Origin of the sequence: Sphingobacterium sp. UME9 (genome assembly GCF_014170215.1) — a bacterium.
Classification (GTDB): Bacteria; Bacteroidota; Bacteroidia; order Sphingobacteriales; family Sphingobacteriaceae; genus Sphingobacterium; species Sphingobacterium paramultivorum.
Genome location: NZ_LZZP01000003.1, coordinates 1,395,263 through 1,419,154, shown reverse-complemented (window position 1 = coordinate 1,419,154; position 23,892 = coordinate 1,395,263). Strand labels below are relative to the sequence as shown.

Here is a 23,892-nt window from a genome sequence, read left to right as displayed (position 1 = left end):
TTATGGACAGTAAAGCGGCTGAATTTGAAATTATACCTTTAAAGGAATGGCAGCAGCAGCGGTTTCCCCACTGGTATCATGGTCAGGATCTTTTCAATATTCTGGTACCATTTGATGACATTGAGATCCGCTTGGCGAATGATTCTTTTTGCATGGAAGGCAATACATTGATTTTTATTGGTCCGGCGAAAGATTTTACGCTCAGTGGATCGGGCACTCCGAACGGGTATCTGATCCGCTTTACTTCACGGTTTTACGAAAGGTCGGCCCTGGATAGAACATTGATCAATTCGGGACTATTTTTTGACAGTGAAAGATTGCTCAAGGTTGTTAAAAGCCGGATAAAACAGGAAGAGATGAAGATGCAGATTATCGGAAATATCCAAGGTTATCAATCAAGAAACGCCGCGGTGACTTCGCTGATCGTGCACAACTTCATCGAGTCGGTCCTTTTACAAGGGATATGGGAAACAGATTTCGATAAGGAACTCAGCAGGGGTACGGACAGTACGGTGCAGGGAATGGCCAACCGTTTTTCCATACTTGTACACAAACATTATAAAGAAAATTGCAACGTCAAATTCTATGCAGACAAACTACATATTACGCCAAGAAAGCTAACCAACCTATGTACGGAAGTCTGGAATAAAACGGCTAAGAATGCCATTATCGACATCGTTCTGAAAGAAGCGCTGCGCTATATTGAACATACGGATCTTTCTATTTCCCAGATCTCCTATGAAATGGGGTTTTCAGAAGAATCCAATTTTCGGCATTTTATCAAAAAACATTCGGGCTCCAATCCACTGCAATACCGTGGAAGAATGCGAAAGGCCAGCGGTCCATATGCGCATTAGCAGCTGTTTTTTTGTGCGGATTCGTGTAAAAAAAATACTGGAACGAATCCCTTCGCCCCAGTGTCCATTAATATTATATTAAATAACAACCCGCAAAAAAGTTGTTATCCAAAAGTAGGGCGATAAAAGGTGTGAAAGTATGTGAATAGCGGCAATAAACGTGTAAAAAGTGGAAATCGAAAGGAGTGTGGGGGCATGTATAGCGGATCGAAGAAATAGAGATTGGGGCGAGAAGACAGGGGACTGATTCGGTATTGAATGGAATACTTTAAAATAAATTAAATTATGGAAAAATTTGAAGATCAATGGCAGGATGGTGATGCAGATGTGGGACGTAAGATTAGAGAAGCCACATTAAATGATGAAGAGATCGGCCGGTTAAGGGAGAAACTCAAATCACTTCTGGTAAAATTTGCCGAGCATAAGTTGGTCGAAGGTGAGCTGCATCCATTCTTTAGGGATCAGAAGGTTCAGGAGGAATACGATCATACGGTTCTTCTGATCGAAAAGAGACATGCGGAGATAAAAGGGCAAAAATAACCCGTCGATCAATGGGATCGGCGGATTGGCTGCAGGGCTGCCCATCAAATTTACCGCCGCAGTTTTTTATAGGCGAGCTTAATATGCGTCTTGATGGTATTGACCGAAATATTGAGGCGTTCGGAAATGTCTTTATATTTCATGTCCGAACAGACACTGAGCTGCAAGATTTCACGTTGCCGGTCCGGCAATTGTTGAAGATCGCTGTAAAGCCGATCGAGCTGCTGCTCGTAGTGCGTTCGGTAGTCGGCATCTTCGCTCTCGTCCAGCAGCTCGTCGGGTAGGCTGCAATAGATAGTTCTGGAGCGTTTCTTTAAAAGCGTAAGGCAGCGGTTGCGAACCGAGGTTTTGGCATAATGCCCAAAGTCTCCCTGTATATTGCACAGCAGTTTACGCTCCCATAAGGAAAAGAAAAAATCCTGGACAATATCTTCGGCTTCGGCTTCATCTTGCATATACTGATAAGCAATCCGGCAAAGACTGGGGTAATGCTCCTCAAAATGATCCTTTAAATCTGCTACGTCTACACTTTTCTTTCGGCTAAACATCTCTTCTGTATTATTATATTAATTTAGATTAATTATAAATAATATGCAATGATACGATTTAATATCGGCTCAGACAACTTAATTTGGCAATTTAGGTCGTTCCACTGTAATGGGCTGGGCACTCAGCGCTTCCAAAAACCGAATAATCGCTTCACGTTCAGCAAGATTGATTGCTAAAGGTTTCAATAGCGGTGACTGCTGCGGGTAGAGGCTGTCGGCAAGTTGACTGGCCGAAGCCTTGGGTTGGGGCATTCCTGCCGTGTACTGGTTGAGCAGCATAGAAAGATCCGAGAAACGGCCATCATGGAACCAGGGGAAAGTACGGGCTGCATCGCGGAGGGAAGCTGTCTTAAAAGCGCCCACATCTTGTTTTTTGCCGGTCACCTCATAGCGCCCCAGATCGGCATTGGCTTTGCCATAGTTGCTGAAACCCAGATTGTGAAACTTGCCGTCTTGAAAAAATGGGCCATTGTGGCAGTTGAAACAGCGTGCTTTGGTACGGAAGAGGTGCATACCCCAGATTTGCTGGTCTGAAAGTGCGCGGTATCGTCCCTTGAGAAAATTATCAAAACGGGTGATATTACTTGATATCGAACGTTCAAATACGGCCAATGCTTCTTCAAGCTGCGGTGCCTTAAGCTGTTGGCTACCAAATGCCGCCTGTATAAAACTGCGATAACCTTCAATAGCATTGATTTGCGCCAGTGCAATGGGCAGCGGTGTATTCATCTCATTGGGGTCTTCAATAGGTGAATGGGCCTGCTCTTCGAGGTTCGAAGCCCGGCCGTCCCAGAACAGGAGTTTTTGTGACCATATATTCTGTAAGCTCGGGCTATGTCGTCTCCCTTGGCGGTGACTTTCTCCAATGGCGCGCTTGCGTCCATCTGCCCAATGCATATCGGGATCGTGGCAGGAGGAGCAGGAGATCTGTTTTGAGGCACTCAGCCTTGGATCGAAAAACAGGCGCTTGCCAAGCTCGATTTTCGCTCGGGTCTGTGGAGTCTGATCGCTCCATATCGGGGGAGCCGGCAGGGGAGCCCACTCCACATAATCAACTGCAGCATCCACTTCGGCCTTGGGCCAGTCGGCCAGAGGACGCTCATAGCGGGAACGTAGCCAGGTAAAGTTGGGCTGCTCTTCCTGCTGCTGTGAAAAAAAAGAAGAAAGCATTACGGTCGTTGCCAATAAGGTGAATAGCACAGTGATTTTCTTCATAGCGGGATTAAAAGTAAAGATGGAAGCTGAGGCTGCTCTGATTACGGCTACGCCCTCCGAGCAATGCGTCTGCATGGCCGGCCTGTAGCTGCTGCGTTTGTATGTAAGCCATCCATTGCATGCCGGCAAAACGAAAATATTGCTGAAAACCTGCCTGCAGCTGCCAATAGTTGGTCTTGTCGAGCGCGACATCGTGTTTGATAACCTGCTCAACAAAGGCATTGCTGCTGCGCGGACTTTCGCTAAATGCGGTATTGTAGGGATTTGAATAAGCTATTCCCAATTCCAACAGCTGGTCACGCCGCATGTTGAGGGGATGGCGCAGCTGGAGATTGGCCAGCTGCCGGCCTGCTTCCCGCCGGATCAGCATATTGCCATCCACTTGGTTGTGGTAGCTGAAGCTCTGGCGAAAGGTAAGTTGAGTAGGCCGTCCCCACAGGGGCAGGGTATAATAGAGCTGTAGCACTGCTGCGCGTCGCAACACCGCATAGTTGTTGCCCAACAGCTCTATGTTGTAGTCTTTCCCCTCGGATTGGGTCGCCTCCAGACGGATGCCCCATTGCTGCTGTACATCCTGCAACTCAATATAACCTTTCCATTGATCCACATTGTAATCCCCATACATGTCATAGCCGTCGTAGCGACCTGAGGAATTACCGCGGTCGTATTCTTCGTGGATATGTTCGTAGTTGAAGTTTGCACGACCCGTCCAGCTTTTATGCTTGTAAAAGATGGCCAGTCCGCCGCCCGTAAAGTCCTGGTTGTTGGTATAGACGCGATCGGAAAAAGAAAGGGCATTGCGCATGGTTCCATAACCATTGATGAGCCAGTTGAGGTATTCGGGATACTGTGAGGACTCGTAATATTCCTTATTTCGGTAATCGACCTGCGACTCTTGTTGTCCGTAGCCCCATAAACCACGGACTTCAACTCCAAGCTGTTTGTTTTTCCATTGAAGTGCGGGTGTCAGGCGGAGTTTAAAATGCTTGAGTACCGCACGTGGATCGTTGGTACTGAAATGATCGCCCATGCCGTAATCGCCAGATAAGGAAGCCGTGAATCCCTGGGTGAGGCGATGCATCAGATGGGTGCGTATGGCGTAGTCGGTTTGTTGATAATGTACCGCCCGCTGGGAGCCATAATAAAAAGGTGTGGTAAAATCGGCATCTTTACGATGGCCCCAACGGATGCTGTCGAGCTGGCTGTTGTTGTAGCTAAAGCTTCCCCAAAGCAGCATTTTAGCTGTTTGTTTACCACCTTCAGCCCTAAAATATGCGCCGCGCTTATGTTCGGCTTCCTGATAGGGACGATATTTGCCTTGTTCGGTTTGATATCCTAAAGTGCTTATGCTGATTTGTTTACCCATGTCCTGTTGTAGTAAGAGTACGCTTGATTCTTTACTGAGGGCATAATTGCTGCTGCGCAACATAGACTGTAGTAGCACCCGGGTGCTGCTATCGGGTAGGCTCCTGTTGTTTTGCTCCGCTGGAACGTCAGCTGTGTTATTCTGCGCCAGGAGTACCGGTCCATGAAACAGGATGCCTAGTCTTAGGCAAATAGGGATAATGCGAATGATAGTCATGTCTACTTACTTAATTTCTTTAAATCCTCCGGGAACGGCTGGCATGATCGATTCAAAGTCATTGCTTGAATTATTGGTATCCTCAAGGATACGACGGCCATCGCGGACTTCCTTTACCTTGCGGATCACCGCCTGCGAACTGTAAGAACCGAGTGGTGCAAAGGTGAAGCCTGCATCCAGTTCGGCACTCAGCTTTTTGGGTAGTCTTCTGTCTGCGGTATTAGGCTGTGTCTCCACGGCATCGATGATGTATTTTTTGGGTACGCGGGTGTAGAGTGTTTTCCCTTCGATGGTGCTTTCTTTGACTTCGGCATATTTGGGCCAGCTGCCCATATCTGCCGGTGCTTTGAAAAGGGCATAGCCAATACGGCCAATATTATCCATCATCATGGTCTTGCCGAATTTTTGGATCACAATCAGGCTCTTTTTCCCAGGGGTAGGGATATCGATCAGGGACGCACTTTCGCCTTCCTCGAGGTAAGGTGTGGTAATGACCTCAAAATCGGCCTTGCTCAGATCTACTGTTAGATCCGGACGGCTCACTTCGTATACTTTCCCGTTTTTATTGGTAAAAGGTGCCTGATGGTTGATGGCGCTGCGTGCTACGACAAGCCCCTGACCGGGTTGTACGGGGTAGCTCTTGCCGTCTCCCGGAAACATATAAATGGCCTGTGCATACAGGTAGTCGGTATTGGCATTGCTTGCTGCAGGTGCGGTGCCCACAGCCTTGGTCCAGTCAAACTGACCGCTTTCCAGCAATTTGTCGGCAGCACGGTAGGTGGTCGACATGCGACCGTAGACAAACATCATGCAGAGGCTGTCGGCATAGAGCACTTTGTCGGAATTGTTGTAAATCTCGAAAAAATTGTCCCGCAAGGCCGCGGCTTTATAGAGGTCTGAACCTGCATAGTAGAGTTGTTTGATGACCCAGTCGCCGGTGATTGAGCGGCGGAGCGTCAGTGTGAGCTTGGTGACCGAACCGCCCGAAATACCGATCTGATAGCTGGTGGCAGCGGCATTGAACGTCACCTCGCTGTCGACCTGTTCGCCGAACAGCTGCTGATAGGCTGCGGCAGAAAAACGCTTGGTAACCTGAATATCGTACTTGCCATTGCTCACATAGTCAAATCGCGCGATACCATCGGCATCTGTGCGGGCGCTGTCGACCTGATTGGTGATCAGGTTTTTGAGTTGCACGGTGTATTGATTACTATAATTGATAGCGAGTGTGTTATCGTAGGAAACCTGAACCTCCAGTGTAGTAGCTTTAAGCTCGGAATCGAGCTCGCGCCTACAGGAGCTTGCTGCAAAAAGGGCCAGCAGGATGCAGCAAAAAATAGGTAGGATTAATCTTTGCATAGGAATGTTATTAAAGTTTTAAACTGATCTCCCCACCGAATGAAGGGGGAGCATTGAGCACGACACGATTTTCAGTTCCCGGTACGATGTAGCTGGGACGCCAGTTGAGCATATTGTAGACATTGAAAGAAAAGCGTAGCTTTTTGTTGATGTCTTTGGATACGCGTAAATGGATATTGCCATATTTGATCGCATGGCGTTCGCTGTTCTTCGTATTGGTCTCACCGAGCACGGCCAGATGTCCATAGATGGGATTGTCGGGCTCGTAGTTTTCAATCGGATGGAAGTTAAACTTGTTGTCGTAGTAGCCGATGGGCTCGCCTGATTTTCCATAGCGTGTCGTATGGGTCATCAAGGGGAAATCTGTCACCAGGTTGATCATCAGCGCCAGGGATGGAATATGGGTCTGCGAAGACAGTGTGGCGCGTATCTGCTGATTGCGGTTATTGTCGGGCGCAAAGACACCAAAGATCGCTTCCTGCGAATAGTCTATGCCATCCAGCGACACGTAGTTTAAATAAGGGGACTTATCGTAATAATACGAGTTTGTATAACCAGAGCTCACGGTGAATGATGTAGCGAGCCAGCTGATGCGCGGTGTAGTAGCCATAAGCTCAATACCGTAATTGGTCGATTCAAGGCTATTGATAATCTGCGAATAGGAGCTTGTTTTTTTGTTGGCCAGGCCTGTTGGGCTATAGGTAGGTTTGCCATTGCCATCGAGTTTATACTGGTACTGCGGTATAATCCATTCCTTAAAAATACTTTTGGTCGAATAACCATTGCTGCTGACTTTACGGTAAGCAGTAAGCGAGAAATTGGTTTTCCCCTTGCGGTATTGATAGCTCAGTTCCTGCATATTGGAAGTCGTGGCCTTCAGGTTTTCATTATTGGCATAGGCAAGATCTGCATAGACGAGGTAAAGCCGTAAATTGGGATCATCGCTTGGGAAATCGATCACGGGAATCTTAAAATAGACGGGGCCGGGATAACGGTGTGCCAGGGAAGGTGCCTTGCTGGCATAGCCCCAGGCAAAACCCAGGCTCGAGGTTTTACTGAGCTCGTAACGCGCATTCAGCCGCGGAGATAGATTCCAGGCACCGGCCTGATGATCGGCACGCATGCCTAATCGGAAGTATAGGGGGCGTTCGGCGATTTTATAACGGAAGCTGTCTTCCAGGTACAGGCCGGTATTGAGCATGCTCGGCACCTGTTTATAGTTGTAGCTCTGTTCTTTCGAACTGCTGAACAGCGGTCGCTCGAGATCAATAATTTGACCGAGCCCCTTATTGGCCGAGTAATAGGCATTACCACCGATGCTCAATGCATGTACGGTATGGAGAAATGGTTTAAGCGCACTCAGGCTGAAGTTGGCATTTGCCGTAATCGGTTTGCCCTCAATAGCGGTAACGCCCAGGTAACTTCCATTGGCCCACTGGGCTTCATAAATGCCTGGCGATTTGATGTCTACATAAGGGAAGCTCTCTTCATTCATCAGGTACTGCATGGAAGAATACTGCCTTCCGGCAGAAACGCCGGCACTGATATTGAATTGGTCAAACCAGCTCTTTTCGGCAAAGGTATACTGATAACGATCGGTGATGCTTACGTTGAAATACTCGAAAGTCGACTTCCGCATGGCACGATCATCAAGATCCTCCTTGGCGCCGTCCAGGTTACCGGAGAGCGTCAGTGAAAAATTATTTTTGGAGCGTGGATTCAACTGAAGCGTATGGGTCAGTGAACCGGTGAGCCGTTTGTAAGCTTTGAGGTTGTCCCGCGGATCATTGTTGGCCAGTAGGTAATTACCATTAATATTCAGCGCCCCCCACTTCTTCGGAAGCAGGAAGCCTTTGCCCAGGCTATACTGTGTTGTCCCTTTGCGGAATGAGGTGCGGAAATACCAGGGGGAGCGCCCGGCCTGAGTGTTGATAATGACGGCTCCGTCGGCATAGTCTCCATATTTGGCCGAAGCAACTCCCGAGACCACTTCAATGCTTTCGATATTATCTACCCCGATACTGCGCATATCGATGCCACCATAGGCATTGTCGCCCGAGGTTGTGTTGCGGTTGTTAAGTCCGAGCCCGTATTCGCCAGCGATATAAGGGTTGAGAAAACCGTTGGCTCCGGGGTTTAGGCTTTGCATATTGGCATTGTTGCTCAGCTGAACGCCATCCATGTAATAACTGACCGAAAAGGCATTGTTGCGATTGAAGATGTCCGTATCCCAGCTATCACCGGAGACCGATCGAAGCGTCAGCATATTGGTTTTTGCCATATTGGTCTCCGTTACGGATTTCCCCGGAAGCATATTAAGCACATCGGCGAGACTAATGGCCTGCGTATTTTCGATCATTTCGCGATCGAAAATAATGGAGCTATTGGATGAACGGCGCATATCACGGTTGCCGTCTATATCTACCGATTCAAGCTTCAGGGTGGCATCTTTTAAGACGATGGAAATTTTATCCTTCAGCGCCGATGGACTGAGCTGGGTGCTTAGGCTCTGCTTGCCAATGTAAGTGAATTCGAGCAATAGGGCTGTATGAGCTGGTGCCGCGAATGAAAAGTTGCCCTGTTCATCGCAGTTGGCCCGCCATTGTAATTCCGGTACGGTGACTGTGGCAAAGGGTAAGGGGCTGTTGTTTTCATCACGCACCTGTCCCTGAACTTTTATTTTAGCAAGTTCCTGTCTTTTGGGTGCTCTGGTCTGCCGGGTAATCAATAGGGTATTGCCCTGCCATTCCCAATGCAGGACATTGGGATCCAGCACCGCATGCAGATAGTCATTCACATTTTCGTTTTTGGCCGATCTTCTGATGCGGGGATGGGCATTAACTTCCTGGGGTAAATGGATCACGTTGATCTGATACCGATATTGCAATATATTGATCAGCTCGGAGACGCTACGTTTATCACCGTCGAGGGTGAGCTTTTGCTGCTGGGCAACACTCAGCCCGTGGATACTGATGCTTAAAAGGGCTGCAAGGAGACTCTTCCTTACAACCTGGGATCGTATGTTCATTTTAATAGTATGCTTTTCTGGTCGAATTGAATAGTGGATTTCCCCATGCGCTGTAGGAGGGCGAGCAATTGGGGCAGGCTCATGCCGGCTTTATCCTGATAGATCGTGATTAGAGGGTATTGTTTTTCCGGTCGGCTATTGACAAAAGAAAGGTTATATTGTGCAGCCAGCTGAGCGAGCACTTCATCCAAGGGCATTTGCTGAAATACCCATTTGCCGCTGCGCCAGTCCAGTACTGCAAGAGCGTCGAGCTGCTCGCGGCTAGCTTTCTGGCTGGCCGGATCGAAAGAAAGACGTTCGCCGGGAACCAGCATACATTGAAATGAGTCTTTCTTAAAGCGGATGCTGCCTTCGGCGAGGGTAACTGCCAGCTTGGAGCTGTACGCATTGACATTGAACAGTGTGCCCAGCACTTCGATCTCGGCCTGTTCTACGGCAACACGAAAGGGGCGCTTGGCGTCTTTGGCAATGTCAAATGTTGCCTCGCCATGAAGTAGTTCCACTTTTCGCAGGTCTTTATCCAAGGGTTCGGCATAGCGTAGGCTACTGTTTGTATTGAGCACCAACGTACTGCCGTCCGAAAGACGTATTGTTTTTGTTTCCTTACTGGAGGTGGTCACTTCAATCAGCTGCTCGGGCGGCTGTATAAAAAAAGTAGGATAGGCGATATAGCCGACAGATAGACAGACAATCGCTGCTGCTGTAAATAGGCTGCGGGCCCTTTTTCTGCGTTGCGCGGTTTTGTGTGCTATACGTTGACTGATTTGTTGCCAAGCTTGCTTTTTGTCAAATTCCATAAATACGGATGCTGATTTATATAGAGGACGAGCTTTTTAAAAAAAGGGTGAATCAACATTCACCCTTTTTTTATTTTTTTAGTCCTATAGGCAGAACAATACCTCTATAAAAACAATGAAATATATCAACAAGCAGGTTATATACCTCACCACATTAGCCATTGCTTTAGGCAGTTGCAGCAAATCAAAGATCGACGAAACGACTACACCTGGACCAGATCCAGAACCTCAGCCACAGGAATATTATTGGGCTTCGGTATCTTCAGGACAAGCACATGCACTGGCACTGAGTGAGGAGGGCGGCATTTATGTGTGGGGTGATAATTCTGAAGGGCAGCTGGGCAATGGAAGTCAGGCCGTAATTGCTAAGCCGACTAAACTTACAGGTACCCAAAAATGGGTGAAAGCGACAACAGGATATGCACATAGCCTGGCGATTGCCGAGGATGGAACCCTATGGGCTTGGGGCAAAAATGACGAAGGCCAGTTGGGATTGGGTAATTTCGGTGATGACGTGCTTGTGCCGACGCAGGTAGGAACGGATAAAGACTGGACGACACTGGCTGTAGGCGGCAGTTACAGTCTTGCGCTCAAAAAAGACGGTACGCTATGGACATGGGGCAGCCACTCGAGCGGTAGTCTCGGTAATGGTCAGACCAGTGGCCGCACGACTTCACCGACAAAAGTGGGCGCCGATACGAACTGGAAAGCAATCTATGCCTTCAATAACTGGGGGGCCTCTTTTGCGATTAAAAGCGACGGGTCGCTTTGGGCATGGGGCAAAGGACAGAATTATATGCTAGGAACAGGCAGTACAAGTAATCAGCCTGCACCTGTAAACGTCGGGATTGGAAAAAAATGGAAGACCGTAGCCAGTGACCGGAGTAGAAATACCTTTGCCATTGCGGAAGAAGGTACACTATGGGCAGTAGGACGTAATAATAAAGGCCTATTACAATTGGGTACAACAGCGGCACAGACCGAATTTGCACAGGTAGGATCAGATACCGATTGGGAGAATATTGCAACGTTTAATCTTTCATTTTTGGCCACAAAAAAGAATGGCGACCTGTATGCATGGGGTGAAAATACGTATGGTGAACTGGGAAATGGTACGATTAATTCGACATCCAATGATGAGCTAGCTTTGAAGTCAATTACAAAAATTGCGAATCAATCTAACGTTAAAGCTTTGGCTGTTGGCTTCAACTTCTCTGTCTTATTGAAAGACAAAAGTAAAAGTCTGTGTATTGCCGGCAGCAATATCGGCGATTTTCCATCATTGGGTACAGGAACTGCGACCTCAGCACCGATATTGACACATCAATGTGATATCACCTTGTACTAAGCTAGTCGCGCAATGTTAGCTTGGTATCGACCGTTTAAGAAAATGCAATGGTTTATTGAACGGCCGATAGCGTAACGCTAGCTTGGTACCGACGGTTTAAAAAAAATGCAATGGTTTATTGAACGGCTGAAGATGCAGGTAAAGCCATTGAAAGGAGTGATCAAAGCCCGAGTTTTTATAGCTCGGGCTTTGATCACTCCTTTTTGGGTACTGTACGCTACGCGGCTACGGTTCAATGGTAGTTAGCTACTGCGCCGTAGCGCTATTGCCTTGAACTGATTAGCCAACTGTTGCGAATATGAATTAATATCCAACGGATTGTAAATGCGATTAGCTAAATATTTATCAATAGCAGAAAACAACTGACAAAAAGTGTAATTTACATTAATATTAGGTCTCAAGATCAGATTTTAATCGTTTTGAAATCGCTAAATTAAAACAATCATGATGAGAAAATATGTTGGTATAATGCTCTTTTTTATTGCTGCAGCGGGTAGCCTACATGGGCAAACGCTGACGACTAAATTGATCCCGATGCGTTTAGCTGCAAGTTTTGACCGCGTAAAAGAGGGCATCCCCGATATGTCCGGCCAGTTTGTCGACAGCAAAATTAAAATCACAGCCTTGGGAAGTACAGATTCGACTGCCCGCTTTGAAATCGAAGAGCAGGGGATAAGCATTGAAACGGTTGTGGATAACGAAAAAGAGTACCATAAATTGGTCACGGCTGCGGCAAAAGATGTTTCCAAACCAAGTATTCATATGCTGTATACGTACTCGTTAAAGAATAAAAAATTGAAAGTACCGCCGCCAAGAAAAGTCTTTTTCTCTCCGGAGTACGGGGTAATCTGGACTTTGACGTTAAAAAAAATAGCCGAAAATGAAACCGAAGTTGTACTTAACTACAAATCACTATCGCCTGCATTCGCCGAGAAAATCGAAAGTGAATTTGAAAGCGACAGCTATTACAGCCACAAAATCGTAAAAATCGACGTCAATGATAAGCGAATGAATCACCTGATCAAGGAGATTTTGATCAATCAGATGCATGTCGACAGGGATTATCCCGCGCCAACCTATCCCGCGCGCAATTAATCATTCCACATGAATTGAATTTTATCTATGGCTATTTCATTTCTTTATCTATTTAACTACTTTACCCATGATAAAGTGTCACGACGGGCAGATTGGTGTGGAAAGTAAACGGGAAGAAGGCGGTGAATTTTGGTTCACACTTCCCTTGCGTTAGCAGTATACTGTAAACCTTTATTTTATGTAATTTCTTTGCCGGTAGCTGGGTAGCAGGATCGGCTCCTTGCACCATAATTTGTGTATACGATAGTTTAAAAGCAGTTTATTCTTCCAATATGGCACTATTTGTGTGAATGTATTTGAACGATATTTCCATATTTTTTGATTTATTTTTACACAATTAGTTAATTATGATGCGCAACGATCAGTTTTTGCTGCCGATACTTGATATGTCTCCCTTGGCAACTGCTATATACAGCAGCCCCGATCTACATATAGCCTACGTCAATAAGTCTATGCTAGAAACCTGGCGAGCTGATAGCAGTATAGTCGGCAAAACGTTTTGTTCATGTTTTCCGAGTTTTCATAAAGAAGGGTTTTCATCCATATTGAAAAATGTTTGGAAGACGGGAATCACGTACACTGCAAAGGATACTCCAGCAGATATTGTCTGTGGAAATCAAGTTGTAAAGCGTTATTTTGATTTTGAATACAAAGCTCTCCTGGATGATAATGGGAATACCTATGGCATTCTTCATTCTTCGTGGGATGTGACCGAGCGAAAGCTAGCTTATGACATTGCCGAAAGTCAAAATGAGCAGTTGATCTTTAATAGAAAGCTTGATGCTTTTGCAAATACGTTATCTCATGATTTAAAAAATCCATTGTCAGTTCTAAAATTGGGAAATCATTTTTTGAGCAGAAATATTAACCTGCCACAAGATGTTAACCAAAAATGGCTTGAAAACATGAACATGGCTATACAGAATATCGAATCTATACTTGATAAAAAACTCCAGCTAAATAAAATAAGAGACCACAAACCTGTGATAGAGTACTTGGAGATGGATAAAAGAATGATGGAATGGACGGAAGAAGTCAATTTGATATATCCAAATTCGCAGGTGAAATTTAAATTGGGAAAGCTTCTCGCACTGCGTACAGATGCCAATGCTGTTTATCAGATATTTTTTAACCTTATTTCAAATGCCATAAAATATGCAGCACAGACAGCCCATGATTATCTACATATCTACAGTGAGGAGACAAGTAAAGGAATTGTATACTATTTGGAAGACAATGGCGTCGGTATTCCCGATGTAAATCTCAATCTGGAATTTATGGCCCATGAAAGATTACATCTCCAACCGGATCAGGTTTCAGGAATAGGCCTTCCTCTTGTAAAAGAGCTTATCGAGCGTTTAGGTGGATCTATTAATATTTCCAGTAAAATAGGGACAGGAACCGTTGTCCGTTTATTTTTTCCTACAATGCAACTCAACTGAAGTTTGTCAGGTTTGTAGGTTAGCGGTGAATTTATATCTACCCTTAATTTGGTTAGAAATATCCTCAATTCAGCTACAATTGACCGCCCATAGTTGCGGAACTTTGTCCTGTTACATTTAAATAAGTTTAACATGCAGACAAATGAAATAAAAGTAGCCCTAGTTACAGGTGCCAATACAGGTGTTGGTTTTCAGATTGCCAAAGCTCTTGCTGAAAATGGATATCATGTGTTTGTTGGATCACGAGATTTAGAAAAAGGAAAGGATGCCGCCAATCAGATAGGAGGTGAAGCGCATGCCATTCAACTGGATATTACCGACAATAATTCAATCAGGAATGCTGTCGGTAAAATAGAAAATGAGTTTGGGCACCTTACTTTGCTGGTCAATAATGCGGCGATTTCAAACGCAGGGATCCCCGGTCGTACAATGTGGGAAATTCTGAGTGCGCAGAAGGCAAGCGTCACATCCATAGCTGAAATGCGCCAGGTTTGGGAAACCAATGTCTTTGGCACGCTTGCCATAACACAGGCCTTGTTGCCTTTACTTCGGAATGCAAAACAATCTAGGATCGTAACCGTTTCAAGTTCTCTAGGCTCACTGACCCTGAATGCAGATCCGGACAATGCATTCCGTAGTGGATTTGATGCCGTATATGGCGCTTCGAAAACCGCTTTAAATGGTGTTTTCCTTTCTCTTGCAAATGAATTGGAAAATACCAATGTTAAGGTACATCTGGTAAGTCCGGGTTTTACAGCGACAGCCTTGAATAACTTTGAAGGTACAGATACAGTGGAAGAAGGCTCACTTGAGCCGATACGCGTGGCACTGGCGGAAGATATACCCAATGGAAGCTTTACGGGACCGGCTACCTATCGCACAGAACAAGGCGGTCGAGTGCCGTGGTAGAATTACACAAAGGAAGACCTGTAGCTATAAGCTACAGGTTTTTTTATAAATTTATTGTATGAAAAAGAAAGAGGATAAGTTAAAACGCTTTATATCCATATCCGAGAGTCACGCAGCTTTTGGCCTACCAAAACCGCAGCATCCCCTGATTAGCTTGGTCCATTTCAATCAGGATAATCCATTCAATACCGCTATGGCTCCAATATACGATGTCCTGAGTTTCTACAAGATAACTTTTATAACAAAAAACAGCGGAAAACTCAAGTACGGCAGGGGGTACTATGATTTTAATGAAGGAAGTATGCTTTTCTTTGCGCCCAATCAATTGGTGGGCAGCACAGAATATAATAGGGATACCTATGCTTATCTGCTGCTGATCCATCCTGACTTTTTCCTGGGTTCCGCTTTAGCCCATAAAATTAGGAAGTACGGCTATTTTTCCTATTCTGTGAATGAAGCGTTACATCTATCTGATCAGGAAAGAGAAACAATGATAGCGATCTTGAATTTCATGAAAAATGAACTTGACAATCGGATAGACGAATTTAGCCAAGAAGTCATTATCTCGCAGGTGGAGTTAATGCTGAGCTACGTCAACCGGTTTTACAAGCGGCAGTTCATTACGCGAAGAAATATAAACAATGATATTCTACTGAAGGCAGAAGCGCTGTTGGATGATTATCTGGATCATGATCATTCGGTAATTCAGGGAGTGCCAACGGTCCATTTTCTTTCGGAGCAGTTGAATGTGTCTGCGGGTTATCTAAGCGATATGCTACGGTCGCTCATTGGCCAGAGCACGCAGCAGTATATCCACCATAAACTTATTGAGCGAGCAAAAGAGAAATTATCAACGACACAACTTACCGTAAATGAAATTGCTTACGAACTTGGTTTTGAGCATGCACAGAGTTTCAGCAAACTTTTCAAAAAGAAAACGGCTCAGACGCCACTGGAATTTAGAGGGATGTTTAAGTCAAAGTAAAACGTTGATCCTTTATCCTTCTCGCTTTCCAGCTGGATCTTTGTGCCATGGCAGCGCAATATTTCAGCCACGATATACAGGCCAATGCCAAATCCTGATATATAAGAGGTGTTCAGATTATCTACGCGATAAAAAGCCTTGAATAAATTTTTCTGATGTTTCTTTTCAATGCCTAATCCCTGATCGCGTACAAAAATGCGAATTTTTCCATCGACGCTTTCCGCACCGATAGTTATTGTGCCACCCTTAGGAGAATATTTCACGGCATTGCTCAATAGGTTCCCCAACACCTGGTCTATCTTTGGCCGATCTGCGAAAAGTTCGCTGGAGGCATCGCAGCTCAGTTCAATGCGGTGGTTATGTGTACCAAGATCTGCTATGCAGTCTCGCATCAGTTCCCTTAGGTTGAAAGATGATCTGTTGAGCTGTAGTTTTCCCTGTTCAACTTCTGCAACACTGAGAAAATCGCCGATCATAAGCATCATCTTTTTTACCTGGTTTTCGATTTTTGATCCCATCGCCGCGCTCTTTTCCCCGAACAGTTCTTTATGTTGCTGCATAATTTGTGCGCTCAACAGGACACTTGTCAGCGGTGTCTTGAGTTCATGGCTGGCCATAGAGATAAAGACATTTTTGCGATGCTCTTCTTGTTTTTTCGCTGTGATATCCCTGGCGATCTTGGAAATCCCGATGATTTCTCCCAAATCATTTTTTATAGGGGATATCGTCAGTGATAAATCGATCAGTTTGCCTGATTTTGTCCTACGCACTGTCTCAAAATGCTTTATGGAATGTCCTCGGCAAAGACGGTCCAGAATGTAATTTTCTTCCGTATGTCTTTCTTCAGGGATCAATTTTAATATAGACTGACCGACCATTTCCTTTGAAGAATACCCAAAGAGCTTTTCGGCTGCTGCATTCCAGCTTGTGATGATTCCCTGTAAAGTCTTTCCGATTATTGCATCATAGGATGAATTTACGATCGCCACCAGTTCCGCGCTTCTTTCGACCGCTCTTTTCTGGTCTGTTATATCTATGATTGTACCGATTATTCTTCCGGCATGTTCGCTTCTACTAAAATAGGCCGATCCCTGTACCCGGATGAAAGCAATTAGACCATTGTAGCCGTTAATGATCCGACAGGTAAAATCAAAATGGCCGTCAGTTTTACGCTCACTTAGCTCTTTAATCTGTTTAAAGATCGTAGGCCTGTCTTCGGGATGTACAAGGTCGATAAGTTGTTCTTTAGGGCATAACTCATTGGGCAGGCCTAATATATGTTGCGAACGTTCGGAAATACTGACCTTTGCAGATGCTGAATCCCAGTCCCAGGTACCCATTCCTGAAGAGACAATGGCAAGCCGCAGGCGTTCTTCCTTTTCCCCCAACATCGCTGTGAGTTTATCTTTCTTTTGTTCAGCCAGAACAGCTTCGGTGATGTCTTTGGTGAAGCACATGGAGTGGACAAACTCCGAGTCTTTCATCAGTGCGCTCGAATTGATGTTGACATACTTCAGATCACCATTCTTGCAAATGAGTGTCGCACGGCGGTCTATAATGCGCTGATCTGCGGCAAGCATCTGCAAGATATCCGCAATGATCTCCTGGTCGGCATGAAAGTTCCTGATCGGCTTACCGATATATTCCTGCGGAGTATAACCGAGCAGATCAAGTTCTGCCTGATTGGCCCAGATGATAATCCCTTCGCTGTTGACCCAATGCAGGGATAGGGAGGCTTTGTCAATAAATTCAGACAGTTCAGAAACGCTGTTCCTCAGCTTCCGGTTTTCCTGTTGCAACCCTTCAATGGTATTGATGTCCGCCATAGATCATTCAGATAGAAAATTTTATTAATGAGCCTAAAATAGGTATTACAGTCCAGTTTTGAATGGGTAAAATTACGTACTCTGCAAGGGTAATAATAACGTTAAATTGTGCTATAAATACAGGTTTTAGCTAATACATATGACAATATTATGTTTTGCACAATATAAAATTACTTTACCTTTGTTTTGTATCAAAGCACCATAATCTTGTTCTACAAGATACAAAACACACTAGACACTTTTACTTTATTAAAACAAACAGTTTATGCGCTATGTGTGTTTTAAAATGCATAAAATCACAAACAAATGACTACAGAAATTAAAAACAGAATAAAAGAAGTATTCGAAAAACAGAAAGACTTTTTCGGCACGCAAGCAACGAAGGAAATCACATTCCGTAAAAGACAGTTGCAAAATTTCCGTAAAGTTTTTGCGAGTTATACGGATGCGATCTGTGAAGCAGTGAATATCGATCTTGGAAAAAGCAGGGCAGAAGCGGAATACGTCGAAGTTCAGATTGTTCTCGATGAACTCGACGATATGATCGAAAATATGGAAGAATGGGCAAAACCAACCTATGTCAAATCAAAACCGCATGCTTCGGGAGCGGAAGTCATCAGTAAGTACATTTATGAGCCCTACGGTGTAAACTATATCATAGGTCCCTTCAATTATCCGGTGCAGTTGACTTTCAGTCCGCTGATCGGTGCCCTGATGGCCGGAAATACGGCTATCATCAAACCTTCTGAAAACACGCCCCATGTTGCCCAGGTTATTGAAGATATTGTTAGCGAAGCTTTTGATGAAAAATATGTTGCCGTTTTTCAGGGCGCTATTGAAGAAAACACCTACCTATTGAGCCTTCCTTTTGATTACATCTTTTTTACGGGAAGTCCGAATGTTGGTAAAATTGTCATGAAAGCCGCTGCCGAACAGCTGATTCCGCTTACCTTGGAACTGGGCGGAAAATCCCCAACGATCGTACACCATGATGCGGACATCGAAAAAGCAGTTCAGCGCATTTCTGCCGGCAAATGGATCAATTGCGGACAGACCTGTGTTGCTCCGGATTACGTTTATGTGCATGAATCTGTGAAGGGCGCCTTTATTGATCAGTTGAAATCTTATCTTAAAGCTACATACAACGACGAATCTTTAGGGAAAATCGGCAAGATTGTAAGCCAGCATCAGATCGGGAATTTAGCTGGATACCTGGATGCCGCTCCCGAAAAAGTTATTTATGGGGGGAAATATGATTTGGAAACTCGCCATTTTGAAGCAACTTTGATGGACGATGTCAACTGGAATGATGCGGTGATGCAGCAGGAAATTTTTGGTCCGATCCTTCCTATTTTAACTTACAGCAATATTGATGAAGTACTGAAAGAGATCAATAGCAGACCCAAACCATTGGCGCTGTACGTGTTTTCTGAAAGTCAACAATTTGCCGATGACGTGATCGCAAGAACCACCAGCGGCGATGCGGAGATCAATAGTACATTGATCCACGTCGGATCGCATTATCTTCCTTTCGGTGGCGTAGGTGCTTCGGGAATGGGAAAATATCACGGCAGATTTAGTCTGGAAAACTTTAGTCACCAGCGTTCGATCCTGCAGGTAAAATAGCGATAATTTACGCAATGGCTATAATTCACGCATACAATTAATCAATTAATCAGGACCACCTCAACGGGTGGTCCTTTTTTTTGGATATTTACGGACGTTATATTTCCGTTCCAACCTCAGATCGGGTTAGTTAACTGTTTAATGAAAATCACTTTGACCTATCTACTCTTTCTAGCTATCGAAGCATATGGATTGATAACCACGGGACTACCTGCTATTTTGATAAGTGTGATAGCATTGTGAAACCCTGTTTTTTTTGATTGGCAGCTCAATTATTGATATTTGGTTTGAGAGATTCTAGCGGGGTAAAATGGCTTTGAGAGGCCAGAATAAGCGCTGATAGAATCTAAACCTGTAATCCAGCGCATCCACGGCAAATCAGTGGGCGATGGATTCAAATTTTCAAATTTATGGCAAATCAAGAAGTAAATGGAAAAGTAGTTTTGATCGCAGGTGGTGCGAAAAACTTAGGGGGGCTTTTGAGCCGGGATTTTGCGGCACAAGGAGCAAAGCTTGTCATTCACTACAATAGTGAGAGCACAAGAGCCGAGGCAGAAAAAACATTGTCGGATGTACAGGCGTTTGGTGCCGAGGGACTGCTTGTTCAGGGCGACCTTACACAGCTATCAAATATAAAAGCGCTATTTGACAGAGCCGAAGAAAAGTTCGGTAAGGTTGATATCGCAATCAATACGGTCGGTAAAGTACTGAAAAAACCGTTTGTAGAGACGTCAGAGCTTGAGTACGACAGCATGAGTGATATTAATTCGAAGGTCGCTTATTTTTTTATTCTCGAAGCCGGCAAGCGGATCAATGATAACGGCAAAATCTGCACTGTCGTTACGTCTTTATTAGCAGCCTATACAGGCCTTTATTCGACATATGCGGGAATGAAAGCCCCTGTAGAACATTTTACAAGGGCTGCTTCTAAGGAATTCGGATCGCGTGGAATTTCAGTTACGGCAGTAGCTCCTGGTCCGATGGATACACCTTTCTTCTACGGACAGGAATCTGAAGATGCTGTAGCCTATCACAAGTCGGCGTCTGCACTGGGTGGACTTACCGATATTAAGGACATTGCACCACTGATTGAGTTTCTGGTAACGGATGGCTGGTGGATAACCGGACAGACTATTTTCGCCAATGGCGGGTATACCACAAGATAAAATATGTAGGCAAAAGGCAGTCAAAGCTGACTGTCTTTTGATACACAGATAACAGCGCATGATAACATAGCACAGCTTCCAATCCGATGTGGGTTCCAAACAGGATCAGCTTACGATCTCAGACAAGTGAAGATGATCTGCAGGAGGTTCTAGTGCTGATAACTGTATAAACGCTTATTGAGACGAAGATGAATAGTAACGACCTAGAAATAGGGCTACAGGATTTTGGGATTTGTACACTCGCCGAATTCCAACAAACTGAAAGTGATATAACAAGTGATACTTATTACATCATAAAAATAGATGAACCGATCGTCATTGCTGTAAATAGGGAGTTTTATACGCTGGATAGCGGACAGCTACTATTTGTAGGGCCGAGAAAGCGAATCAAATTCATGAACGATGCGCCAATAGGGGGCTATGTGCTATCATTTACCGCAGCGTTTTATCTGAGATCGAAATCCGACGTGAAGATTCTCAACTCCATATTGTTCTATGGCATTCAGAATGCCATACAGATTGAGGGTAAAATGGGAAATCAGGCCTATTTTGATACGGCTATTATTGAACGCATAAAAATGGCGCGGGTACAGGGACCGGAAATATTGGATCTGGTCGCTCATCACTGTGTCGAGTCAATTTTGCTTGAAGGGCATTACAGGCTCTCTCTTCAGGGTATCTTATCAAAGCTGTGCAGTTCATCGGAACAGATCGTGTTTAATAGCTTTAACATTCTGGTATACAAGTATTATCGTGAAAGTACCTCAGTCAGTTTTTATGCCAATAAATTAAAACTTACAAGCAGAAGGCTTTCCGAGCTCTGCGCAGCGAATAGCGGGAAATCTGCAAAAGCATTTATTTCTGGAATTGTAGTCGGGGAGGCTATTCGTTTGATCAGACATTCGAATTTATCCATTTCGCAGGTTTCTTTCGAAATAGGTTTTAGTAATGTCGCAAATTTCAGAAGTTTCATCAAGAAACATACCGGCAAACAACCCCATTTGCACCGTAACGAAAGAGATCAATAATTTTGGATAACGTGTATCATTTGCGGTCTAAGGGCTGGGATGAGTATAAACCGGACAGACCGGTGAGGGTAGGCAACCGCAAACTCTAAGCGGCATTTCGCAAAGACTATTTTTTCAATGACGCAGCCCCCGAATAAAAATAGCGATCCCATCGACATTCCCAATAATAACGCTGTGTATATTTCTTAGTTAGGAAGAGGATCGAATTATTCGGGACAATGGTTCAGTTGCACAGTAAACACGCTAAAAATTACTGGATCCGTCGAAAATGCTTCCTTCAGTATGCAGCAGAAAACAGTAAACGACACAGCGACGGCGGCGCCATGGTACAGGCGCGTTCTTTCGATTTCCCTTCGTTGCATTGCTGAAAATTAAATGCTGGGATAAAAATTTTGAAAACAGGAATTGTCCTAACCTTTCGCAGAATCGTCCTGATTTTGCGTTTATCTCCGTAATACTTTTGCAGCGGTAAAAAATTCATCGTCCAATGTACGCTACCATTGGACTTTTGAAAAAGCCTTGCCTAGCTGACCTAGATTAACAATTAGGATACTGTAAACTTTATAAATAATAAAATGAAAAACGGAAAACAGAAAAACAAGTACATTCCGCCAAAGATCGAGATGTTTCAGATTGAACTGGAGCAGTCTGTGGCAGCGGGTTCGGCCAACATCAATACGGGCTCGCAAAACGCCGGTCAGACCCCATCAGAACGGGAATTTGAATCGGGATGGTCTAATAATAAAGATTACGATATTTAATAGCAATGAAAAGATATTTTAGCAATTACAGCATGGCGCTGATCCTCGGAGTGAGCTCCCTGGCGGCGATGTCCTGTTCAAACAAAGAAAATACAGAAGATATACAGGCCAATAAAGGTAATGTCTCCATCCGTTCGGTCCGTTTTGTCAACGACGACGATGTGATCGATGTGAACGCCACGGCAAAAAAAGGAAGTGTTTCGACCAGCCAGCAAAGTGCAGTTGCATTACAGGCAAGCATGACTTTTGAGTCAAAAGCAGTCTCCCCATTGAATATACAGTCTGCCAGCGAATTTGACTTCGCTACGGATATGCAGAGCAATGCGCTGACACAGTCGGACAATAACCTACGCGCATCGACAAACTCAAATAAGCTAAGGGCTGCAGATGTCCCTTTGAGCGACAAGAAAAAGTTCCGCCTGATCTTTATCAAAGATGGCGCTTCCAAACCATTGTATAATGAGTTGCTCAATGCTGGCCAGGATCCCGATCTTAAGGTAGAAGCCAATTCCAAATATAGATGGTATGCCATTTCGATCAATGATGTGTCTACTGCACCGGATATCGATGCCAATGGTCGTATTGCGGGCGCAGATCTTGCAAACAAGGATTTTATGTTTGCTTCCGGTGAGATCACCACGCAGACAGACAACAATTACCTGGATATCCTGTTCTTGCGCCAGATGGCAGCAGTGGAGGTCGATATCAATACCCGGGGAGCCTTTGGTGGCATCACCGACAATTCCGCTTTCTCGCTGGGTAAAGGTGCAGGCAACACTTTTGCCAACATCATTCAGACCGGTGATTTCAGCATCTTCAATGGAACGTTTTCCAATCTGCAGGATGTAGCGCCGATCAAGGGTTCAGAAATGATCGTAGTGGACAGCCGCTGGGGAAATGCTGAGAAAAAAGCGTATTTCTACACGGCCAATACAAGCGCTATCTCGGCCAATAATTTGCGTGTACGTCTTAATAGCCTTCATATTGCACTGGATGATAATAGTATACGTAATTTTTCGGAAAATACCATTGTACCGATCAGTCACAGTGAGGCACTGAATATGACTAAGGGGACCCTGTCCAAAACCAATGTACGGTTGATTGAATCTGGAGTGAGTGTGAACGGGCTGGTATGGGCGCGGACCAACCTCGTATACGACAGCCAAAAGCTATATGGTGGAAGCTATACAGCGGGAGCCTCTGACGCTTACCGATTCCGTACAGATAACAACTATTCTTACCCAAGCATCAATACGGAATACTGGAACTTTGGTGCAACAACACCGCGTGGAACAGACTACCGTACAGTCGATCAATGCAAAAGGGTATATCCCGAACTGACCTGGCGATCGCCACTTGAAGGTGATCCATCTAATCCAAAAGCAGAGTATACTAAACTTACAGAGAATAGCAACCGAAAGACTTCCATCACCAAGGTGCCTGACGGTTATAGACATACCATTACCTGGATAGGTACGCAGGCAGCCAATTCAGCTTATCCGGATAATGATCTGGTCTTGGGTTTTTATGGCTATATTGATGCCAATGGTATCCGTCAGCAGATTCCTTCAGGAAGTTCTGCCGGTACAGGAATCCTTCGCTACAAAAGTGCAACTTATAATACGGGCAGTAACGAAAATCGTATTCTTTATGTGGAAGTCAGTAATGGAACCTTTCAGAATATGTCCATTCAGTTAGTAGCTTTTAACCAGGGCAATACCATCCGTTGTGTGCGTAATGTGGTTAATAATTAAATGAAGATTTTCCTAGGAGAACGCCG

Annotated in this window: 19 protein-coding genes; 12 read left to right on the top strand and 7 right to left on the bottom strand. The window is 44.8% G+C overall.

All coding sequences use genetic code 11. The features are described from left to right. The first annotated feature begins 2 nt into the window (after positions 1-2). Both A9970_RS07610 and A9970_RS07605 read left to right on the top strand, forming a co-directional pair. Complete coding sequence (locus A9970_RS07610; RefSeq protein WP_182981841.1) at positions 3-857, top strand: helix-turn-helix domain-containing protein; 855 nt, start codon at positions 3-5, stop codon at positions 855-857. Positions 858-1,142: 285 nt separating this feature from the next. After that, positions 1,143-1,397: a hypothetical protein gene (locus A9970_RS07605; RefSeq protein ID WP_182981840.1), complete on the top strand. Its 255-nt coding sequence runs from the start codon at positions 1,143-1,145 to the stop codon at positions 1,395-1,397. Positions 1,398-1,447: 50 nt separating this feature from the next. On the opposite strand, the gene A9970_RS07600 is transcribed toward A9970_RS07605, so the two are convergent. The 6 genes from A9970_RS07600 to A9970_RS07575 form a co-directional block, all read right to left on the bottom strand. Continuing rightward, entirely contained in the window at positions 1,448-1,945 is a 498-nt protein-coding gene (locus tag A9970_RS07600) for an RNA polymerase sigma factor (protein ID WP_182981839.1), read from the bottom strand. Positions 1,946-2,023: 78 nt separating this feature from the next. After that, the gene (locus A9970_RS07595; RefSeq protein ID WP_182981838.1) at positions 2,024-3,160 is read right to left on the bottom strand and encodes a cytochrome c peroxidase; all 1,137 of its coding nucleotides are present in this window, start codon (positions 3,158-3,160) and stop codon (positions 2,024-2,026) included. 7 nt (positions 3,161-3,167) lie between these two features. Then, on the bottom strand, positions 3,168-4,589 hold the full coding sequence (locus A9970_RS07590; protein ID WP_409079949.1) for a DUF6850 family outer membrane beta-barrel protein: 1,422 nt from the start codon (positions 4,587-4,589) through the stop codon (positions 3,168-3,170). 159 nt (positions 4,590-4,748) lie between these two features. Then, complete coding sequence (locus A9970_RS07585; protein ID WP_182981836.1) at positions 4,749-6,101, bottom strand: DUF4876 domain-containing protein; 1,353 nt, start codon at positions 6,099-6,101, stop codon at positions 4,749-4,751. Positions 6,102-6,111: 10 nt separating this feature from the next. Then, positions 6,112-9,129: a TonB-dependent receptor domain-containing protein gene (locus tag A9970_RS07580; protein WP_182981835.1), complete on the bottom strand. Its 3,018-nt coding sequence runs from the start codon at positions 9,127-9,129 to the stop codon at positions 6,112-6,114. Continuing rightward, on the bottom strand, positions 9,126-9,749 hold the full coding sequence (locus tag A9970_RS07575) for a FecR family protein (RefSeq protein WP_182981834.1): 624 nt from the start codon (positions 9,747-9,749) through the stop codon (positions 9,126-9,128). The genes A9970_RS07580 and A9970_RS07575 overlap by 4 nt, the downstream gene beginning before the upstream one ends. Before the next feature lie 292 nt (positions 9,750-10,041). Here A9970_RS07575 and A9970_RS07570 point away from each other — a divergent pair, with 292 nt between their 5' ends. The 5 genes from A9970_RS07570 to A9970_RS07550 all read left to right on the top strand — a co-directional run bounded on the left by A9970_RS07570 (position 10,042) and on the right by A9970_RS07550 (position 15,705). Beyond that, positions 10,042-11,274: a hypothetical protein gene (locus tag A9970_RS07570; protein WP_182981833.1), complete on the top strand. Its 1,233-nt coding sequence runs from the start codon at positions 10,042-10,044 to the stop codon at positions 11,272-11,274. Between the two features lie 444 nt (positions 11,275-11,718). Next, the gene (locus A9970_RS07565) at positions 11,719-12,369 is read left to right on the top strand and encodes a transcriptional regulator (protein ID WP_182981832.1); all 651 of its coding nucleotides are present in this window, start codon (positions 11,719-11,721) and stop codon (positions 12,367-12,369) included. Positions 12,370-12,716: 347 nt separating this feature from the next. Continuing rightward, positions 12,717-13,811, top strand: coding sequence for a PAS domain-containing sensor histidine kinase (locus A9970_RS07560; RefSeq protein ID WP_182981831.1), 1,095 nt, complete (start codon positions 12,717-12,719; stop codon positions 13,809-13,811). A gap of 132 nt (positions 13,812-13,943) precedes the next feature. Beyond that, entirely contained in the window at positions 13,944-14,720 is a 777-nt protein-coding gene (locus tag A9970_RS07555) for an SDR family NAD(P)-dependent oxidoreductase (protein ID WP_182981830.1), read from the top strand. A 58-nt stretch (positions 14,721-14,778) separates the two neighbouring features. Then, positions 14,779-15,705: an AraC family transcriptional regulator gene (locus A9970_RS07550; protein ID WP_182981829.1), complete on the top strand. Its 927-nt coding sequence runs from the start codon at positions 14,779-14,781 to the stop codon at positions 15,703-15,705. Here A9970_RS07550 and A9970_RS07545 read toward each other — a convergent pair. Continuing rightward, on the bottom strand, positions 15,663-17,531 hold the full coding sequence (locus A9970_RS07545; protein WP_182981828.1) for a PAS domain S-box protein: 1,869 nt from the start codon (positions 17,529-17,531) through the stop codon (positions 15,663-15,665). The two genes, A9970_RS07550 and A9970_RS07545, sit on opposite strands and share 43 nt — an antisense overlap. Before the next feature lie 306 nt (positions 17,532-17,837). Between A9970_RS07545 and mdlD the strand changes: the two genes are divergently transcribed. From mdlD to A9970_RS07520, 5 genes are all read left to right on the top strand, one after another. Further along, positions 17,838-19,157 carry an NAD(P)-dependent benzaldehyde dehydrogenase MdlD gene (gene mdlD, locus A9970_RS07540; protein WP_182981827.1) on the top strand — a complete coding sequence of 440 codons (1,320 nt, stop codon included), beginning with the start codon at positions 17,838-17,840 and terminating at the stop codon, positions 19,155-19,157. Between the two features lie 410 nt (positions 19,158-19,567). Continuing rightward, a complete protein-coding gene (locus A9970_RS07535; RefSeq protein ID WP_182981826.1) occupies positions 19,568-20,323 on the top strand; it encodes an SDR family oxidoreductase in 756 nt (251 codons plus the stop codon). A gap of 188 nt (positions 20,324-20,511) precedes the next feature. Beyond that, positions 20,512-21,351, top strand: coding sequence for a helix-turn-helix domain-containing protein (locus A9970_RS07530; RefSeq protein ID WP_182981825.1), 840 nt, complete (start codon positions 20,512-20,514; stop codon positions 21,349-21,351). A 575-nt stretch (positions 21,352-21,926) separates the two neighbouring features. Beyond that, positions 21,927-22,112, top strand: coding sequence for a hypothetical protein (locus A9970_RS07525; RefSeq protein ID WP_182981824.1), 186 nt, complete (start codon positions 21,927-21,929; stop codon positions 22,110-22,112). 5 nt (positions 22,113-22,117) lie between these two features. After that, positions 22,118-23,866, top strand: coding sequence for a hypothetical protein (locus A9970_RS07520; protein WP_182981823.1), 1,749 nt, complete (start codon positions 22,118-22,120; stop codon positions 23,864-23,866). Positions 23,867-23,892: the final 26 nt, after the last annotated feature.

Coding starts and splice junctions, on each gene's coding strand:
- A9970_RS07580 (WP_182981835.1), bottom strand. CDS start 9,129: ATGAACATACGATCCCAGGTTGTAAGGAAGAGTCTCCTTGCAGCCCTT.
- A9970_RS07545 (WP_182981828.1), bottom strand. CDS start 17,531: ATGGCGGACATCAATACCATTGAAGGGTTGCAACAGGAAAACCGGAAG.
- A9970_RS07550 (WP_182981829.1), top strand. CDS start 14,779: ATGAAAAAGAAAGAGGATAAGTTAAAACGCTTTATATCCATATCCGAG.
- A9970_RS07585 (WP_182981836.1), bottom strand. CDS start 6,101: ATGCAAAGATTAATCCTACCTATTTTTTGCTGCATCCTGCTGGCCCTT.
- A9970_RS07600 (WP_182981839.1), bottom strand. CDS start 1,945: ATGTTTAGCCGAAAGAAAAGTGTAGACGTAGCAGATTTAAAGGATCAT.
- mdlD (WP_182981827.1), top strand. CDS start 17,838: ATGACTACAGAAATTAAAAACAGAATAAAAGAAGTATTCGAAAAACAG.
- A9970_RS07535 (WP_182981826.1), top strand. CDS start 19,568: ATGGCAAATCAAGAAGTAAATGGAAAAGTAGTTTTGATCGCAGGTGGT.
- A9970_RS07560 (WP_182981831.1), top strand. CDS start 12,717: ATGATGCGCAACGATCAGTTTTTGCTGCCGATACTTGATATGTCTCCC.
- A9970_RS07595 (WP_182981838.1), bottom strand. CDS start 3,160: ATGAAGAAAATCACTGTGCTATTCACCTTATTGGCAACGACCGTAATG.
- A9970_RS07555 (WP_182981830.1), top strand. CDS start 13,944: ATGCAGACAAATGAAATAAAAGTAGCCCTAGTTACAGGTGCCAATACA.
- A9970_RS07525 (WP_182981824.1), top strand. CDS start 21,927: ATGAAAAACGGAAAACAGAAAAACAAGTACATTCCGCCAAAGATCGAG.
- A9970_RS07530 (WP_182981825.1), top strand. CDS start 20,512: ATGAATAGTAACGACCTAGAAATAGGGCTACAGGATTTTGGGATTTGT.
- A9970_RS07590 (WP_409079949.1), bottom strand. CDS start 4,589: ATGTTGCGCAGCAGCAATTATGCCCTCAGTAAAGAATCAAGCGTACTC.
- A9970_RS07520 (WP_182981823.1), top strand. CDS start 22,118: ATGAAAAGATATTTTAGCAATTACAGCATGGCGCTGATCCTCGGAGTG.
- A9970_RS07565 (WP_182981832.1), top strand. CDS start 11,719: ATGATGAGAAAATATGTTGGTATAATGCTCTTTTTTATTGCTGCAGCG.
- A9970_RS07610 (WP_182981841.1), top strand. CDS start 3: ATGGACAGTAAAGCGGCTGAATTTGAAATTATACCTTTAAAGGAATGG.
- A9970_RS07605 (WP_182981840.1), top strand. CDS start 1,143: ATGGAAAAATTTGAAGATCAATGGCAGGATGGTGATGCAGATGTGGGA.
- A9970_RS07570 (WP_182981833.1), top strand. CDS start 10,042: ATGAAATATATCAACAAGCAGGTTATATACCTCACCACATTAGCCATT.